Annotated in this window: 15 protein-coding genes; 9 read left to right on the forward strand and 6 right to left on the reverse strand. The window is 42.3% G+C overall.

Going from position 1 to position 17,513, the window contains the following annotated elements; translation table 11 throughout:
• Positions 1-40: 40 nt before the first annotated feature.
• Genes msbA through AX660_RS09560 form a run of 5 tightly spaced genes read left to right on the forward strand, consistent with a single transcriptional unit; the run spans position 41 to position 5,093 of the window.
• On the forward strand, positions 41-1,810 hold the full coding sequence (gene msbA, locus AX660_RS09540) for a lipid A export permease/ATP-binding protein MsbA (protein ID WP_068375925.1): 1,770 nt from the start codon (positions 41-43) through the stop codon (positions 1,808-1,810).
• A gap of 38 nt (positions 1,811-1,848) precedes the next feature.
• Positions 1,849-2,847, forward strand: a complete 999-nt coding sequence (gene lpxK, locus AX660_RS09545) for a tetraacyldisaccharide 4'-kinase (RefSeq protein ID WP_068375926.1) — start codon at positions 1,849-1,851, stop codon at positions 2,845-2,847.
• A 34-nt stretch (positions 2,848-2,881) separates the two neighbouring features.
• A complete protein-coding gene (locus AX660_RS09550) occupies positions 2,882-3,079 on the forward strand; it encodes a Trm112 family protein (protein ID WP_068375931.1) in 198 nt (65 codons plus the stop codon).
• 43 nt (positions 3,080-3,122) lie between these two features.
• Positions 3,123-3,881: a 3-deoxy-manno-octulosonate cytidylyltransferase gene (kdsB, locus tag AX660_RS09555; protein WP_068375933.1), complete on the forward strand. Its 759-nt coding sequence runs from the start codon at positions 3,123-3,125 to the stop codon at positions 3,879-3,881.
• Positions 3,882-5,093 (forward strand): winged helix-turn-helix domain-containing protein, encoded by a 1,212-nt coding sequence (locus AX660_RS09560; RefSeq protein ID WP_068375935.1) that lies wholly within the window; start codon positions 3,882-3,884, stop codon positions 5,091-5,093.
• A gap of 1 nt (position 5,094) precedes the next feature.
• On the opposite strand, the gene AX660_RS09565 is transcribed toward AX660_RS09560, so the two are convergent.
• The gene (locus AX660_RS09565; protein ID WP_068375937.1) at positions 5,095-5,475 is read right to left on the reverse strand and encodes a glutathione S-transferase N-terminal domain-containing protein; all 381 of its coding nucleotides are present in this window, start codon (positions 5,473-5,475) and stop codon (positions 5,095-5,097) included.
• A 325-nt stretch (positions 5,476-5,800) separates the two neighbouring features.
• Between AX660_RS09565 and AX660_RS09570 the strand changes: the two genes are divergently transcribed.
• Positions 5,801-7,723: a S9 family peptidase gene (locus AX660_RS09570; RefSeq protein ID WP_068375938.1), complete on the forward strand. Its 1,923-nt coding sequence runs from the start codon at positions 5,801-5,803 to the stop codon at positions 7,721-7,723.
• An 87-nt stretch (positions 7,724-7,810) separates the two neighbouring features.
• Here the strand turns inward: AX660_RS09570 and AX660_RS09575 are convergent, their stop codons facing one another.
• The 4 genes from AX660_RS09575 to AX660_RS09590 are packed head-to-tail and all read right to left on the reverse strand — an operon-like array spanning position 7,811 to position 12,444.
• Positions 7,811-9,049, reverse strand: a complete 1,239-nt coding sequence (locus AX660_RS09575; RefSeq protein WP_068375940.1) for an ABC transporter permease — start codon at positions 9,047-9,049, stop codon at positions 7,811-7,813.
• A gap of 10 nt (positions 9,050-9,059) precedes the next feature.
• The gene (locus AX660_RS09580; RefSeq protein ID WP_068375942.1) at positions 9,060-10,385 is read right to left on the reverse strand and encodes an ABC transporter permease; all 1,326 of its coding nucleotides are present in this window, start codon (positions 10,383-10,385) and stop codon (positions 9,060-9,062) included.
• Between the two features lie 9 nt (positions 10,386-10,394).
• Positions 10,395-11,105, reverse strand: coding sequence for an ABC transporter ATP-binding protein (locus AX660_RS09585; protein WP_068375944.1), 711 nt, complete (start codon positions 11,103-11,105; stop codon positions 10,395-10,397).
• Positions 11,106-11,148: 43 nt separating this feature from the next.
• The gene (locus AX660_RS09590; RefSeq protein ID WP_068375946.1) at positions 11,149-12,444 is read right to left on the reverse strand and encodes an efflux RND transporter periplasmic adaptor subunit; all 1,296 of its coding nucleotides are present in this window, start codon (positions 12,442-12,444) and stop codon (positions 11,149-11,151) included.
• Positions 12,445-12,640: 196 nt separating this feature from the next.
• Here AX660_RS09590 and AX660_RS09595 point away from each other — a divergent pair, with 196 nt between their 5' ends.
• From AX660_RS09595 to AX660_RS09605, 3 genes are all read left to right on the forward strand, one after another.
• Complete coding sequence (locus AX660_RS09595) at positions 12,641-14,782, forward strand: molybdopterin-dependent oxidoreductase (RefSeq protein ID WP_068375947.1); 2,142 nt, start codon at positions 12,641-12,643, stop codon at positions 14,780-14,782.
• Between the two features lie 109 nt (positions 14,783-14,891).
• Positions 14,892-15,695, forward strand: coding sequence for a potassium channel family protein (locus tag AX660_RS09600; protein WP_068375948.1), 804 nt, complete (start codon positions 14,892-14,894; stop codon positions 15,693-15,695).
• A gap of 20 nt (positions 15,696-15,715) precedes the next feature.
• Positions 15,716-16,042, forward strand: a complete 327-nt coding sequence (locus tag AX660_RS09605; RefSeq protein WP_068375949.1) for a low molecular weight protein tyrosine phosphatase family protein — start codon at positions 15,716-15,718, stop codon at positions 16,040-16,042.
• A 38-nt stretch (positions 16,043-16,080) separates the two neighbouring features.
• Here the strand turns inward: AX660_RS09605 and glpT are convergent, their stop codons facing one another.
• The gene (gene glpT, locus AX660_RS09610) at positions 16,081-17,427 is read right to left on the reverse strand and encodes a glycerol-3-phosphate transporter (protein WP_068375950.1); all 1,347 of its coding nucleotides are present in this window, start codon (positions 17,425-17,427) and stop codon (positions 16,081-16,083) included.
• Positions 17,428-17,513 lie beyond the last annotated feature (86 nt).

Raw genomic sequence — 17,513 nt, forward strand, 5'->3', positions numbered from 1 at the left:
ACTAACGAGGTATCTTAAAAAATCAGAAAGCCATGACAGCATGACCGCAAAAATTTCTCCCGTAGTTCGCGATCCTAACAAAATCTTTGCCCGTTTCAGACAGTATTTAAAGCCTTATAAACTGGCATTTTTTGTGGCCATTATTGGCATGATTGGTTATTCCACTATCGACGTACTGGTTATTTCCCAGCTCAAAACGGTGATCGATGACAGTCTAGGGCAGGGTAATTATGAATATCTGCGTATAGCGGCCTACTGCATTGTGCCGATTTTTATTTTGCGTGGCCTATTTAACTTTATGGGTAGTTATACGGTTGCGTGGATAGGCAGCAATATCGTTATGACTATGCGCCAAACCTTGTTTGCCCAATATATTCATTTGCCGGTAGAGTTTCACGATAAAAACAGCACGGGCAGTTTGATTTCTAAAGTTATTTACGACACCGAGCAAGTCTCAAATGCCGCAGGCAAAGCCTTGTTAACCTTGGTACAAGAAGGAGCTTTGGTTATCGGTTTGTTTATTTCGATGTTTTATTATTCTTGGCAGTTATCGCTGATCTTTTTATTGATAGGCCCAGTAGTCGCTGTCATTGTTTCAGTGGTCAGCAAACGGTTTCGTGCGGTCAGTAAACGTATTCAACACACCATGGGTTCGTTAACCTCGTCGGTAGAACAAGCGCTTAAAGGCCACAAAGTGGTACTGATGTTTGGTGGACAAAACCTTGAAGACCAACAGTTTGCAGAAAAAAATAACCATAACCGCCAACAAAATATGAAGTTGATCGTGGCGCGCATCCTCAGTGTGTCATCTATTCAGGTTATTGCTTCCATCGCGCTGGCCTTTGTATTGTACGTGGCGAGTTTTCCCAATATGGTGGATTCTCTGACTCCAGGTATATTCGTTAACGTAGTGGTTAACATGGTGATGTTGCTCAAACCACTTAAACAACTAACCACGGTTAACAGTGAATTTCAGCGTGGTATGGCGGCCTGTGCCAGTATTTTTGAGGTGATTGATCAGCAAATCGAAGTCGATCAAGGTAAACAAGCCATGGCTCGGGCCAAAGGTACTATCGATTTTGAGCATGTGACTTTTGCCTATCCCAACAAACAAAACCCAGCCTTACAGGATATTTCATTTAAGGTAAAACCCGGCCAAACCTGTGCATTAGTAGGGCGCTCTGGTAGTGGTAAATCCACTATCGCCAGTTTACTTACGCGGTTTTACGATAATCAACAAGGTGAAATACGTCTCGATGATACCTTGTTAAATGAAATTCAACTTAAAGATCTACGTCGTCAGTTTGCCTTGGTATCCCAACATGTAGTGCTGTTTAATGACACTATCGCTAATAACATAGCTTATGGCGCGTCGGGGCCAGTAGATAGAGCTAAGATTATGGCCGCGGCTAAAACCGCTCATGTATTGGAGTTTCTAGAGCAACTGCCCGAAGGCATTGATACCATAGTAGGCGAAAATGGTTTTATGTTATCGGGGGGCCAGCGCCAGCGTATTGCTATTGCCCGCGCGTTATTTATTGATGCTCCAGTGTTGATCTTAGATGAAGCGACTTCGGCACTTGATACCGAATCAGAACGTTTAATTCAGGATGCACTGGATAAACTTCAACAGAATCGTACCAGCATAGTGGTGGCACATCGCCTGTCCACCATTGAAAATGCTGACGTTATTTTAGTGATTGAAGCGGGTAAAATCATCGAACAGGGTTCGCACCACGTACTATTGGCACAAAATGGGATGTATGCCCAATTGCATAAGATGCAGTTTGGTGAAGAGCCACATGTATAACACGGAAAAAGCCTGGTATTTAACATGGGTAATGCTTAGTGTTTAGCCTTAGCCAACTTTGGTATGCACCTCGCTGGTATCATTGGTGTGTGATCATTCTACTATTGCCTTTAAGTCTATTGTTTATGTTGCTTGCGTCTGGGCGCAGACAAGCCTTTAAGCTCGGATTCAAAAAATCCAACAAAGTGAACGCTTTTGTTATCATCGTAGGCAATATCAGTGTGGGTGGTAATGGTAAAACCCCGCTGGTGGTTTATTTGGCGCAATTGCTCACAGAACAAGGTTATAAACCGGGAGTATTAACTCGTGGTTACGGTGGTAAAAGTGTTGATTATCCGGTGTTGGTGGATGAAAACTCCCAAGCAGCAGTAGTAGGTGACGAGCCTTTGTTGATGCGCCAGCATATATTTTGCCCCATAGTTATTGATCCCATACGAAGCCAAGGTGCAGCATATTTAGTTAAGCAATGTCACTGTGATGTGATTATCTGTGACGATGGTTTGCAGCATTACGCCCTACAACGAGATATTGAAATAGTGGTAATGGACGGTCAACGCCGTTTAGGAAATCACTTATTATTGCCCGCAGGACCTTTACGCGAAGGCAAGTGGCGGTTAAATACTGTTGATTTTATCGTGACAAATGGCGAACACGTTGAAAACGGCGAATATGCAATGGGCTTGCAGCCGGGTAACTTAATCAATGTTAAAAATCCTAATCGCCACTGTGGTATTTGCGATATCACTGAGCCTGTGACAGCGTTGGCTGGCATTGGTAATCCTCAGCGTTTTTTCAGTTTATTGGCAACTTATCAACTGAACATTAAACAACAACTGAGTTTTGTTGATCACCACGCATTTAAAGCCAGTGATTTACCTACAGGAACCGTGTTGATGACGGAAAAAGATGCGGTAAAGTGTCGTGATTTTGCCCACGATGATTGCTGGTATTTACCAGTAAAGGCTACACTGGCGGAAACGTTTAATCGGGCACTGTTGGCAAAATTGCAGTTATTAAAAGCCAATAAAACCGACTAAAGCTTGCTCCACTAAAACTAAAAACGAGAACATTATGGCGTTTGATAAAAAATTGTTAGATATATTGGCCTGTCCTGCTTGTAAAGGCAGTTTGGTCTATCAGGCTCAACATGCACGTTTGATTTGTAAATTTGACCGTTTAATCTATCCCATTGTGGATAATATTCCGGTCTTACTTGAGTCAGAAGCCAAAGCCGTATCCAGCGAAGAGCTGGAACAATTGTTAAAATAGATTTTACTCTGTCTTAAAGTCACAAAGCATTAAGAGGACGCCAATGAACTTTACTGTGATTATACCCGCTCGTTATGCATCAACTCGTTTTCCCGGTAAACCCTTGGTCGATATTAAGGGCAAACCTATGGTGCAACATGTTTACGAACGTGCCATGGAATCCGGCGCAAGCAGGGTAATAGTGGCCACCGATGACGCCCGTATTGCTAAAGTAGTCAGTGATTTTGGTGGAAACTATTGTATGACAGGCGCTCATCATGAGTCTGGCACTGAGCGACTGGCCGAAGTGATAGACATGGAAGGTTTGTTAGCTCACGAGTTAGTGGTGAATGTACAAGGTGACGAACCCTTTATCCCCGCGGTGAATATTCAGCAAGTGGCAGAAAACCTTTATCACCATCAGCAAGCTGAAATGGCCACTTTAGCAGTGCGCATTACCGATGTTGAAGAAGCCTTTAATCCCAACGTGGTTAAGGTGGTCACCGATAAACAAGGTTATGCCATGTATTTTAGCCGTGCGACTATTCCTTATGATCGTGCGCGTTTTTTAGATGAAGAAATCATCGATGAAATCGGTGATTATTATCTACGTCATATCGGCATCTACGCTTATCGTGCCGGGTTTATCAAGCAGTATGTCAGCATGTCGCCCTCTGGTATCGAGCAGATTGAATCATTAGAGCAACTACGCGTACTGTGGCACGGTGAAAAAATCCATGTGGATATCGCCAGAGAAACACCACCAACAGGCATTGATACTCCAGAAGATCTTGAGCGTTTGTTAGCATTCCAAGGGCTCTAAGTGGCTGAGCAGCTTAGTCAAAAAGAGGCACGTAAGTTAGTTTTGGTCTGCCAGGGATTACATAAAACTAATCCCTTTGGTACGGGGGAAAACGGTATATTACGCAGCCTGCAACAACTCAGTTATATTCAGATTGATACCATCTCAGTGGTTGAGCGAGCGCACCATCATAGTTTGTGGAATAGGGTTAATAACTATTCAGCGGATAAACTTGCCAAGTTAATCGAAGATAAACAAGTATTTGAGTATTGGTCACATGCAGCGGCTTATTTGCCTATGTGTGATTATCGTTATTCTCTGCAACGAAAACATGCCATTGCGGGGGGCGAAACCCATTGGCACAGCAAAGATAAAAAGCTCACCCAGCAAATTTTACAACGCATACGTACAGAAGGTCCGCTGCAGGCCAAAGACTTTGAGCGCGAAGGCGGTGCTAAAGCGGCAGGCTGGTGGGATTGGAAACCAGCCAAAAAAGCCCTCGAACAATTGTTTATGGAAGGCGAGTTGATGGCGGTAAAACGCCAAGGTTTTCAAAAGGTTTATGATCTTACTGAAAGGGTATTACCTGTAGGTATAGATACCAGCGTTCCCACTGACGACGAGTTTTATCGATATTTGATCACTCGTTGTTTACAGGCCAATGGTTTAGCTACTGGTAGCGAAATGGCCTATTTACGTAAAGGCATTAAACGCCAAGTTGAAACTCAGTGTGTGCAGATGTTGGAGAATGGCGAGTTACAAGTTCTTGAGTGTCAGGGACAGCGATATTATGCCTTGCCTCAGGCTCAGGAAAGTTTAAAAAAATCACTCAAACGCTCTCATGTTAAGATCTTATCGCCTTTTGATAATCTGCTTATTCAACGTAAACGTATGCAACAACTGTTTGATTTTGACTATCAGATTGAATGTTATGTACCTGAGCCCAAACGCCAGTATGGTTATTTTAGCTTGCCCTTATTGTGGGGTAATGGGTTTGCAGGACGCATGGATGCTAAGATAGAACGTAAAACCGGTTTGTTGCTCATCCAGCATTTACATATCGAAACAGCAAAAATAGAAGCCTTTATTCAGGACTTTTTACCCGCACTACGAGAGTTTTTGCTGTTTAATCAAGGTACAAAAATTGAAGTAAAACGCTTGTCTGCGAAATATGATTTGTCAGAACAAAACATAAGAGCCTACAGACAAACTATTGAAAACATATGTATATAAACTACACCACTGCGCCAAAACGCTGCTCTAAATAGTTAATGATCTCGCCGCTTTCATACATCCAAATATCTTTACCTTGCTCTGTTATGCGCAGACAAGGCACTTGAGTTTTACCACCTTGTTGCTCAAGTTCAACACGATAGTCACTGCCTTTAGTCGCATTACGCGTTTGTATGGGTAAATTTAAACGATGTAAAGCACGGCGAGTTTTAATGCAAAACGGGCAAGCAAAAAACTGATAAAGCGCCATAGATTTTAATTCACTTTCTACTTGTTGCTGAGCCGCAAGACTGCGTTTTTGCTTGGATGGACGAGTTACAAAATCAACTAGGGCAATAATTGAGCCTAGTAAATTACGGATTAGATTAATTAAAAACGACATAGAGAGAATATTACCTTAAGAAAGTGGCCTTAATAAATTGATGGCGCATTATAAATGAATAGCCAATTAAGGTAAGAGCTAATACTCATCTATCTCTCATAACTTCTACGCTTTATTTTTGTTTATCCAGAATGGCAGCTAAAACAGCATATTAAGGCTAGCAATTTTTTATAAAACAAGCCAAAAGGAGACGACATAAGACATTGCAACAATAGTATTTTTAGCAAGTAATAGCACAATATATAAACAACTTGTGTTACCTAAGCTATTGCCTATAGTAATACGGCGAAATCCCAGTACAAGCCCAACAATAAAAGGAATACACATGGTGAGCAAGTTAAAAACCTTAAGTTTTATATCAATACTTTTGCTGCTGTTACAGTCCTGTAGCCCAGCAACTAAGCAAACTGAGTCAGCGTCGGCAGACCTGATGCAAAAGCCAGCTTTTCAAACTTACAGTGCAGAAGAGTTTTATAAAACCACCTCGGTTTTTGGATCGTCCATTAACCACGATGGTACTTTGGTTCTGGTCAGTAATGATGCGAGTGGTATTTTTAACGCATATCAAATTCCGCTGGATGGTTCAGCACCTACTCAGTTAAGTCATTCGACCCAAGAGTCTATCTATGTTGACAGTTGGTTTCCGGTCGACAACCGCTTTTTATACACGGCTGATCAGGGAGGCAACGAGCTCGATCATCTATATGTGCAGGAACCCGATGGCAAGGTTACGGACTTGACCCCTGGTGAAAATTTAAAAGCTAATTTTGTTGGCTGGCACGAAGACGACAAACATTTTTATGTAGTGAGTAACGAGCGTAATCCGCAGTTTTTTGATCTCTATATTTACGCGACTGAAGATTACTCGCGCAAATTGATTTATGAAAATGTAGACGGTTTAGCCTTAGAAAGTGTCAGCCCAAACGGAAACTGGGTGGTGGGTAGTAAGGTTAATAGTAATGCCGATTCGGATCTGTATTTAATTGATTTAAAAAATACAGCCCTAAACCCAATGTTGCTCACGGCTCACCAAGGCGATATAACCTACAGCGCTTTTACCTTTAGTCAGGATAGTCAAAAACTGATTTACGCTACTGATGAATATGGGGAGTTTGTTCAAGCTTGGCAATATGATTTAACTAACAAAGAGCATCAGGCGGTGCTTAGAGCAGATTGGGATGTCAGTTTTGTGTATTTTTCTAAAGACGGCAAATACCGTATTAGTGGCATAAATGCCGATGCTCAAACTAAGTTAAGCATAGTTGATACACAAACCGGTAAAAATATCGCTTTACCTAAAATGCCTGATGGTGATTTGCGTGGCGTAAATTTTTCTAAAGACAGTTCAACTATGGTCTTTTACCTCAATTCAGATACGTCTCCTTCAAACTTATATGTATATCAAGTTGGTGGCGATAGCGTTACTCGTTTAACTAATACCGGTAATCCAAACATTAATGAATCTGATTTAGTTACTGGTGAAGTGGTGCGTTTTGATAGCTTTGATGGCCTGAGTATTCCGGGGATTTTATATAAACCCCAGCAAGCGGTTGATAAAAAAGTGCCTGCTTTAGTGTGGATCCACGGTGGTCCAGGTGGGCAAAGTCGTAAAGGTTATTCTGCCTTGATACAACATTTGGTTAATAACGGTTATGCCATTTTACAAATCAATAACCGTGGTTCGAGTGGTTATGGAAAAACCTTTTTCCATCTGGATGACAAACGCCATGGTCAAGATGACTTACAAGACGTGGTGTATTGCAAACAGTATCTGCAATCTTTACCTTGGGTTGAAAGTGAAAATATCGGGGTTATTGGCGGTAGCTACGGTGGTTATCTGACAATGGCGGCCATGACCTTTACTAAAGAATTTAAAGTAGGCATTAATATCTTTGGCGTAACTAATTGGGTGCGTACATTAAAAAGCATCCCGCCATATTGGGAGAGTTTCCGTAAATCTTTGTATGACGAATTAGGTGATCCTGAGACTGATGAAGAAAGACTGCATAGTATTTCACCAGTATTTTTTGGCCATAAAGTCACTAGCCCAGTATTGGTAGTGCAGGGTGCTAATGATCCACGGGTATTAAAAATAGAAAGTGACGAAATGGTCGAAGCCATTCGTTCAAGTGGTACCTACGTTGATTACCTAGTATTTGATGATGAAGGTCACGGTTTTAGTAAAAAAGATAATCGTATAGCTGCGTCTAATAAGTTTGTGAGCTTTTTGGATAGTTATTTGAAATAGCTTTCTTTTTCAGGCGCTACAAAGGGTAAAAATCAAAAAGCGGGTAATTACCCGCTTTTTGTTATCTTAATATGTAGTTGTAGATAGTTAAACAGTACGTGTCGCCAGTGCTGGTGGGATGTTGGCGGCTTTTTTAGCTGGAGCAAATACTGCAATCAGACCCACTAACCATAGCACTACCATGCCAATGGGGATGTAGTACCAGTCGATTTTATCTAGGTTAAAAACGTTAACCAATATGATGTTAAGACCTAGGGTTAACATGGCACCTACAACTACACCAACCGTACTAATAATTAGATTTTCCACCATGAAATAGCGCACTATAGCCCCTTGACTGGCACCTAATGCACGACGTGTACCTATCTGTTTTTTGCGCTGGTTTACACTGAAGGTAGCCATACCCACTATGCCTAGGGCAGTGACTATGGTCAGGATCACCATAATAGTGCTAAGGATTTTAATGAGGGCAGTGTGGCTGCGATAACTGCGTTCACGCGTTTCTTGCAAACTGCGCATACCTTTAATAATGCGATTTTTATTACTGTTGGCTAATAACTCTTCAATTTGCGGCATCAAGTCATCACGGCGACCAGGCTCTGTTCGAATGATATAACGCGTGGAGTCTTGATCCATTTGTTCTGGCGAGAGCATGACATTTTCCACTTTGTCCCAGCCTATCCAAGGCGCTTGTAATTGATCAATAATGCCACCTATGGTCATCGGCTCTATGTCATTTATATAGACGGTTTTACCCACTGCAGTTTGCCATTCATCATCGGGAAACAACGAAGTGGCTAAGGCTTTAGTGATGATGATTTTATCTGGCCAGTCACCTTGAGCAGGTTCGCGCCAGCGAATATCAGTAGGTGTGAATTTTTCGCCGGCGATGAGCTCCACATCCAAAGTGTTAAGTACATTTTGATCCACCATGTAAACGGCAGTGCCAACACCATCGTATTCAGCCCCAGGTTTGGTTTGCAGACCCATTGACCAACCGCCACCACTAATAGGAATGGCATTGATTTGCATGGCATCTACCACACCGGGTAAGTTGCGTAACATATTTAAGTCATCTTGAATGCTGACTTTGGCATTAAAATTTTGACCAAAACCTAGACTAGAAAGATAAAAAGTATTGTCTTCATCTAGGCCACTTACCCTCTGCATTTGTTGATCGCGCTCTACGATAATAAAAACCGAATTGACTATGATGGTCATAGTCACGGCGATTTGAATGGCAATAAGTACGGCACCCACTTTGTTGCGTAATAAAGCACGAAAGATAGGTCCAACTTCCCAATTAATTGCTGTTGTTTTTGACATGGCTGGCTCCTTATTGACTTTTTAGTTGACTGGCTGGGGCAATATTACAGGCTCGCCAAGTGGGATAGACACCTGCCAGTACGCTGGATACTACGGCCAATAACAACGCTACCACCACCATAGTGCCATCGAGTGATGACAGATTATTCACATAGTCGCCATACAAACTCTTAATGCCTTGTAAGCCCAGCACAGCTAAACCTAATCCGGCAATACCGCCTAATAATCCGATACAGCCCGCTTCAATAATGTGTTGTTTAAACAACTCGGCTTTGGTGGCACCAACGGCACGACGTAGGCCAATTTCCGCGGCTTTACCGGTAAATTTAGCCAGCAGTAAACCTATGGTATTAAGCAAACAAACGAGCAAAAACATAAATGACAACCACAACATGAGTCTGGCATCTTGCTCAACCACTTTTTGCTCATCTAACCAGGTCATAACATCAGATAGACGGTTATTTAGTGGGCGAGGGAAACGGCCAAGGGATTTTTGTTCGGCTACGTAGTTATCTAAAAAAGCTAAATAATCTGCTTTGGCCTTTAGATCAGGTAACTCGACCCACATTTGAAAATTAATACATTCTGAGCGCAAAAATGCTTTAAAACCTTCACCTTCAGGGCTTTTCCAGCAATTGGTATTACCCCAATTAGGTAGTTCTAATTCTTCTTTGAGATAAAAGGGCATGTAGACTTCTTCGGGCTCGTCAAAGGCGCCATTTTGAATGTCGTAAAACTTAGGCACGGGTTGCCAATTGTTCATGACACCCACTACTCGAAAGTTTTTACCCGCCATGACAAAATCTTTGCCTATGGAGTTTTCACCACCAAAAACCTTGTCGTTGATGTTTTTACTCAGCACCACCACCAAATCGCGCTTATCGTCGGATTGTTGATCCCAGCCACTGCCGTAGAGAAATGGCACATCAAACATGGAAAAAAAGTCAGCAAAAGTAAGGCGGATAGAGGCTTCAAATGGTTTCGAATCAAGGCCTTTGGGCTCAATAATGCCACCTGATTTGGCCATGGCCGTTTGTTTATTGGCCTTTTTAGCGGACATTAAATTAGTGGCATCTGTCCAGGTGAGTTGGGTTGGGGGGGGATTGTTGTCATCACTATCGTCACTGAACGCATTATGAGGATCCCAACTGTCCACTTGTACATAAAACAGTTGGTGACTTTTTTGTGGGATGGGATCAGCCGACATCAAGTAGTTGACGGTAATCGTAGTCATACTAGCACCAATGCCCAAGGCAATCGCCGTGACCATCAATAAACTTAAAATAGGGTTGCGTTTAATACTTTTAAACGCAAGTTTTAGATAGTAGCTAAACATGCTTGCCTCCTACTGCACAGCGGCTAAATGTGCGTGATTGGCAGTGGCACTTTTGCCTACTTCACTTACTTTACCGTCTAGTACATAAATATTTCGTTTAGCTTGTTTGGCAAGGGCTGCATCGTGAGTCACCATAATTATAGTGGTGCCATTTGCATTAATCTCCTTGAGTAAGTCCATTACGCTATTGGCCATTTGGGTATCTAGGTTACCAGTGGGCTCATCGGCTAATAAAAACCGTGGCTCACCGGCTAATGCTCTGGCAATGGCAACACGTTGTTGCTGACCACCCGATAACTGTGAGGGTAGGTGTTTCATCCGTTGGGCGAGGCCAACCATGTCTAGGCTGTGCTCAATACGTTTTTTACGCTCAGCTGCATTAAAACCTCGATAGCGTAAGGGGACGTCAACGTTATCAAAAAGATTTAAGTCTGGAATTAAGTTAAAACTTTGAAAAATAAAGCCTATTTTTTGATTTCTAAGCTGACTACGTTGTTTGTCATTGAGATCACTGACGTCTTGACCGTCTAATTCAAAACGCCCACCGTCGAAGGTTTCAAGTAGGCCGGCGATATTTAAAAACGTGGTTTTACCCGAGCCTGAAGGGCCGGTAACTGCCACAAAATCACCTTCTTTAACGTGCAGATTAAAGTCACGTAGGGCATGGGTTTCAACTAAATCAGTGCGAAAAACCTTTTTTACATCTGTCATTTTTAACATGTTGTTTTCCTGTCTTAAGTTTTTATTGTTTTATTTAGTAAAGTTATTGGGTGATCAGTACCGCCTGAGCACCATTGAATTGCTCAGTACCAGAGACGATGATGGTGTCTCCAACACTTAAGCCACTAATGATTTCAACGCTGGATAAACTTCTGGCACCGGTGTCGATGGCGGTTTTTTCGGCTAGGCCATCACGTAGTACATAAGCGATACGGCCATTTCCACTTTCTAAAAATTGCCCCCGTTGCACCATTAATACATCCAGTTTGTTTTCCATCAATATACGGGTAGTCAGGCGTTGATTTTGGCGTAAACCTTGGGGTTGTTTGGTACTGCCATCGGGATTGAGGTCGGCGAAACGCACCCGGCCTGTAACTTGATTGTTCTCAATTTCAGGGGAGATAGTCACAAGCGTTGCTTGGTGTGTTTCGCCGTTAAGGGTGACTTCTGCCGCCATACCTATGGCTAAATCGTCGGCATAACTTTCAGGGATATCCACTTCAAGTTGAAATTCGGTTAAATCCACTACGCTGAGAATAGGTTGGTTTTTAGCAACTTGATTTTTTTGCTCTACTGCTAGATTACCCACTATGCCATTGACCGGAGAACGCATGTTTAACTCGTCTACTTTGCGACTTAACTCGGCCACCAGCAGGGTTTGGCGTTCAACTAATAATTGTTTGGTTTTTACTTCAAAAGCTAAACTTTCTAGGTTTAGTTCAGCATCTCTAACCGCATGTTGATAAACCAATTTGGCATTTTCTAACTCGTCTTGAGATTTTTCGAAATCAATTTCACTAATGGATTTGGAAGAAAAAGCTTTATCAGCTCGACGTTTTTCACGGTCAGCGGCTGTCAGAGCGACCTTGGCTAAATCCACGGCTTTTTGATAGATCAACGCTTGTTTACTGGATTGAATACGCTCGCGATCCAATTCTATTTGCAGGCGTTGTAAATCTGATTCTTCTTGTTCTAGCTCATTGGTGAGTTCAGGGCTGTCGATTATGGCCAGAATTTGTTCCTTAACCACGTTGTCGCCGGCGTCCACTTGGAAAGAGATAGTACCTTGGGCCGGACTATATAAACGTGGGCTGACGGCTGCAACGACTCTGCCTTGCACTGATAAGTCCCGCACAAAGTCACCTTTAGTTACTGTGGCTAAACGCAAACGTGCACGGGAAATGCTGGTATCAGAACTCGACCAGTTACTGAGCGAGGGCGCTACACTGACTATAACCAGTACGATAATGATGATGACGATAAGCCCTGACCAGATTAGTTTTTTATTAGATTTTTTTTCGACAAGTCTATCTTGCCCGCTGGTGTCAGCTATTTTCATCTGTGGTTCCTGATATTAATTTTTGAACAATCACTGCTTAAGTCGTTGGCAATGTTAAAAAGGTTTAAAACTTTAGCAGATATTTTTGTCATGGTAGGTTTTTTATACTTTTAAGGCGACTATAAATATAAATGATGCTTGTCTATAAAGGGCTTGTTCGCTAACGTTTTATTAACATCCTTTAAGTAATGTCATTATGTCCAGTCCTGAGCGCAAACATTTTTCCACCTGTACCTTATGTGAAGCCATGTGTGGCATAGAAGTCACTACTGTCGAGCGACAAATAATCTCCATAGTGGGCGACAAACAAAATCCCTTCAGTGAAGGACATGTTTGCCCCAAGGCCATGGCTTTAAAAGATTTGTATGAGGATCCAGAACGTTTAAAACAACCCATAGAGAAAACTGCCACAGGTTGGCAAACAATAAGTTGGGACGAGGCTTTTGATAAAGTTGCACAACAACTCTTTGCCATACAACAGCAATATGGCAAAGATGCCGTTGGCATGTATTTAGGTAATCCTAATGCTCACAATATGGGTTCCATTTTATTTGGTCCGTATTTTTATCGCGCCTTAAAAAGTCATAATCGTTATTCCGCCACCTCGGTTGATCAACTGCCACATCATATTGTTAGTCGCCAATTGTTTGGTCATCAGTCACAAATTCCTATTCCTGATATTGATCATACTGATTATTTTATGATTATCGGCGGTAATCCGCTGGCATCCAATGGCAGTATTATGACAGTGCCTCACATCAAACGCCGCCTAAAAGCTATTCAAGGGCGTGGCGGTAAAGTGGTGGTTATTGATCCTAAAAAGTCCGAAACAGCGGATATCAGCAGCGAACACCATTTTATTAAACCTGGCAGTGATGCTTTGTTACTGTTAGCCATGCTTAATACCTTGTTTCTTAAAGACTGGCAGAAGCCTGGCATATTGCTGCAACACGCTCCTGATCTATTAGCGGTTGAATCTTATGTACAGGATTATCCAGCCGTCAGAGTCGCACCGCTGATTGGCATGACTGAGCAACAAATTGAAGGCCTAGTAAAAGGCTTTTGTGCAGCAAGCTCGGCGGTGTGTTACGGCAGAATGGGTGCGAGTGTGCAGGCTTTTGGTACCTTAACTCAGTATTTGATCATGCTGTTTAATATGTTAAGTGGTAATTTAGATAAGCTCGGTGGCATGATGTTTACCCAGCCTGCTGCAGATCTACTGCCACATTCGGGTCGTGGCAGTATTGGCCAATATCATTCTAGAGTACGCAAACTACCTGCCTTTGCCGGTGAATATCCGGTATCTGCCTTAGCCGAAGAAATGACCACCCCAGGTGAAGGGCAAATTAAAGCCATGGTGATAGGTGCCGGTAATCCGGTATTAACCACACCCAATGGCCAACAACTTGATGAGGCTTTTGCGAGTTTAGACTTTGTGGTGGCGGTGGACTTTTATATTACCGAAACCACACGCCACGCCAATATTATTCTGCCACCCGTCACAGCCTTAGAGCGTGACCATTATGACGTGATCTTTCATAATTTTGCGGTGCGTAATAGTACGAAATATTCTCCTGCGATCTTTGAACCTGAGGAAGATAGCCTGACCGATTGGCAGATTTATTTATCTTTGGCGGAGCGTTTAGACCGCTTAAATGGCAGCGAAACCAAACATTATGCAGATCTTTGGGCCAAAGAGCCTAAAGGTGTGGTAGACGACTTACTAAAAAGCAGTAACTATCAACATGAAGAACAGGGATTAAGTTTGCAACTGTTGTTAGACCATCCCCATGGCATTGACCTTGGCGCATTGCGCCCCGATTTACCCGCTGCTATCTATCATGTGAATAAACAAATTGATTTAGCATTTGATTATTTTATGGCAGATTTACCTAGGTTAGAGCAGCATTTTTTTAGTGGCAAAGTTCAAGATCCTAATGCCTTGTTACTCATTGGCCGCCGCCACTTAAAAACCAATAACTCTTGGCTGCATAACAGTGCACGTATGGTTAAAGGTACTAATAATGGTTTGTCGCGTTGTACTGCACAAATTAATCCTACTGATGCACGACGTTATGAAATTGAAGATGGGCAAATGGTAGTGGTGACATCGAGGGTAGGGCAAGTCACTTTACCCGCTGAAATTACCGATAAGATCATAGCGGGCGTGATTTCTATTCCCCATGGCTGGGGTCACAATAAAGCTGGCTCTAAGTGGTCGGTGGCAGAGCAACATGCCGGGGTGAGTGTCAATGATCTCACCGATGAGATGGTGCTGGATGAGTTATCAGGCAACGCTGTATTAAACGGGGTACCAGTCACCATAGCACCTGTTTAAAGACTCTAGTTTCAAAAACTACGTTTCAAAAAATAAGTGAACATTAAAAATGCATTAATGCTAATAAGAAAGAGATAATGCGATTATATAAAGCCAATTAAGTAACACTATGTCAATTAAGCAAAACAGTAATATTAGCCTCATACCCAATTGGCAGCGAAAAATAGAGTCGTTGTATAACGGCAATAGTAAACAAGCAAACTCGTTTCGCTGGGGGCTATTGGGTTTTGATGCCTTAACCATAGTGTATTTTATAATATCGTCTTTTTTTCATTATGTGGCTGAGTTACGTTGGTTAGAAATCTCCATTGGCTTAATTTATGTTGTTGAGTTTTTTGCCAGAACGTTGATCAGTAAAAGGCGTTTACGCGACTTACTACATCCCGTTGGATTAGCTGATTTGATTGTGATTGTTTCGCTATTTGCACCGTCTTTGGCAGCCAACTTTAGTTTTCTGCGAATTGCCCGAGCCTTACGTTTGTTGCGCTCCTATCATGTAATTAAGACGCTGCGCAAACAATCTAGTTTTGTAAAAGCCAATGAAGAAATTATTTTTAGTGTAGTGAATTTACTGGTGTTTATCTTTGTTATAACCGCCATTGTGTTAGTTAGCCAGGTAGGGAAAAATCCAGGCATTGCTAACTACGTAGATGCTTTATATTTTACGGTCGCCACACTGACCACCACCGGATTTGGCGATATCACCTTATTAGGTAATGACGGTCGCATACTCGCCGTACTTATCATGATCTTTGGTATTTCGTTATTTTTACGACTCATTCAAACCATATTTCGTCCCAGTAAAGTGAAATATATCTGTCCAAGTTGTGGTTTAAGTCGTCATGAAAGTGACGCCGTGCACTGTAAACATTGTGGGCATGTGGTGAATATTACTACAGAGGGTAGTACTTGATTACAAGGGGTATGAAGTAATTGAATTTATTATTTGTTTGTTCAGAAAATCGTCTCAGAAGTCCTACTGGCGAAGAGGTGTATTCTCAATATGTTGGTGTTAATGCCATAGGCTGTGGCACTAATGCCGATGCTGAAACTCCGTTATCCGGAGATCTAATTGAGTGGGCTCATGTCGTATTTGTGATGGAAAAAACCCATAAAAGCAAAGTGACAAAAAAGTATTCTGCCCTGTTAAAAGACAAACGCTTAATTTGCCTAGCGATTGCAGATAACTACCAGCGTATGCAGCCAGAATTAGTAGTGTTATTAAAGAAAAAAGTCTCAATGCACATTCATCTTGACTAACGAAGTGCATTGATTAGCAGCTAGACAAATCCACTTATTTAAACTTGTTTACGCCTTTCATGGGCTATTTCATGTTTTAAGGTCATGGCAATCAATATTATCGACGCGATACAACCGCCTACCAATAATACAAAACCGCCATCCCAACCAAAGTGATCCACTGTGTAACCCAGAGCTATATTGGCCACTACCGCACCGCCTAAATAGCCAAACAAACCGGTTAACCCAGCTGCCGTGCCAGCGGCTTTTTTGGGCACTAATTCAAGGGCAAACAAGCCAATTAACATCACAGGTCCGTATATCAAAAAGCCAATAGCCATAAGTGCTGCAATGTCCACCGCTGGATTGCCCGCCGGATTTAACCAGTAAATTAACACCGCAATTAATACCAGCACCATGTACAAAATACCTGCTGGGGCGCGGCGGCCTTTAAACCACTTATCACTAATATAACCACACAATAAAGTACCGGGAATGCCAGCCCATTCGTATAAAAAGTAGGCCCACGAACTTTTATTGATGGAAAAGTCTTTGGCTTCAGATAAATAGGTGGGTGCCCAGTCGAGTACGCCATAACGGATCAAATACACAAAGGCATTAGCTACGGCGATGTACCACAGCAACTTGTTGTTGAGTACATAGGTTAAAAAAATCTGTTTAGCGCTGAGCTCTTCTTCGTGTTTGTGATCATAGTTTTTGGGATAGTCTTGTCGGTAGTCTTCGATAGAGGGTAAACCCTGAGACTGGGGAGTATCGCGCACAGTGAGGTAAATAAAACCCGCCACAAAAGTCGCCACTGCAGCGGGCAAATAAAAGGCACTGCGCCAGTCATTAAACCATGCCATGCCGATGATAAATAAAGGACCAATTAGACCACCACCAATATTATGGGCGATATTCCACACAGATACCGTAGTGCCACGTTCGTTTCCTGAATACCAATGCACCATAGTGCGACCACAAGCGGGCCAGCCCATGCCTTGGGCCCAACCGTTAATAAACAGTAAAATAAAGATACTGGCGACACTTTGTGTGGCCCAGTCACAAAAACCAAAAATAAACATAATGCCAGATGAAACGAGTAAGCCAGCCATTAAAAAATAACGTGGGTTACTGCGGTCAGAAACACTGCCCATTAAAAACTTACTGAGTCCATAAGCTATGGAAACCGCAGATAAGGCAAGGCCTAATTGGCCTTTGCTGTAGCCATATTCTTCAATTAAAAAGGGCATGGCGAGAGAGAAGTTTTTACGGACTAAATAATAAGCGGCATAACCGACAAATATGCCAACAAAAATCTGCCAACGGTGTTTTTTATAGCTATCGTCAATTTGCTCAGCGGGAAGTAAAGGCAAGTGGGGAGCGGGCTTAAAAATTCCAAACATAACAAGGCTTTAATTATGGTGTTTGGGTGATTAGAGCAGATTAACTTTAGCCTTGTCTAGGTACTTAACATCTTATTTACATTTTA

Source organism: Paraglaciecola hydrolytica (assembly GCF_001565895.1).
In the GTDB taxonomy this organism is placed as follows: domain Bacteria; phylum Pseudomonadota; class Gammaproteobacteria; order Enterobacterales; family Alteromonadaceae; genus Paraglaciecola; species Paraglaciecola hydrolytica.

What these genes read in the sequence shown, in the direction of transcription:
- msbA (WP_068375925.1), top strand. Translation starts at nt 41, where the DNA reads ATGACCGCAAAAATTTCTCCCGTAGTTCGCGATCCTAACAAAATCTTT.
- AX660_RS09550 (WP_068375931.1), top strand. Translation starts at nt 2,882, where the DNA reads ATGGCGTTTGATAAAAAATTGTTAGATATATTGGCCTGTCCTGCTTGT.
- kdsB (WP_068375933.1), top strand. Translation starts at nt 3,123, where the DNA reads ATGAACTTTACTGTGATTATACCCGCTCGTTATGCATCAACTCGTTTT.
- AX660_RS09565 (WP_068375937.1), bottom strand. Translation starts at nt 5,475, where the DNA reads ATGTCGTTTTTAATTAATCTAATCCGTAATTTACTAGGCTCAATTATT.
- AX660_RS09570 (WP_068375938.1), top strand. Translation starts at nt 5,801, where the DNA reads ATGGTGAGCAAGTTAAAAACCTTAAGTTTTATATCAATACTTTTGCTG.
- AX660_RS09575 (WP_068375940.1), bottom strand. Translation starts at nt 9,049, where the DNA reads ATGTCAAAAACAACAGCAATTAATTGGGAAGTTGGACCTATCTTTCGT.
- AX660_RS09580 (WP_068375942.1), bottom strand. Translation starts at nt 10,385, where the DNA reads ATGTTTAGCTACTATCTAAAACTTGCGTTTAAAAGTATTAAACGCAAC.
- AX660_RS09585 (WP_068375944.1), bottom strand. Translation starts at nt 11,105, where the DNA reads ATGTTAAAAATGACAGATGTAAAAAAGGTTTTTCGCACTGATTTAGTT.
- AX660_RS09590 (WP_068375946.1), bottom strand. Translation starts at nt 12,444, where the DNA reads ATGAAAATAGCTGACACCAGCGGGCAAGATAGACTTGTCGAAAAAAAA.
- AX660_RS09595 (WP_068375947.1), top strand. Translation starts at nt 12,641, where the DNA reads ATGTCCAGTCCTGAGCGCAAACATTTTTCCACCTGTACCTTATGTGAA.
- AX660_RS09600 (WP_068375948.1), top strand. Translation starts at nt 14,892, where the DNA reads ATGTCAATTAAGCAAAACAGTAATATTAGCCTCATACCCAATTGGCAG.
- glpT (WP_068375950.1), bottom strand. Translation starts at nt 17,427, where the DNA reads ATGTTTGGAATTTTTAAGCCCGCTCCCCACTTGCCTTTACTTCCCGCT.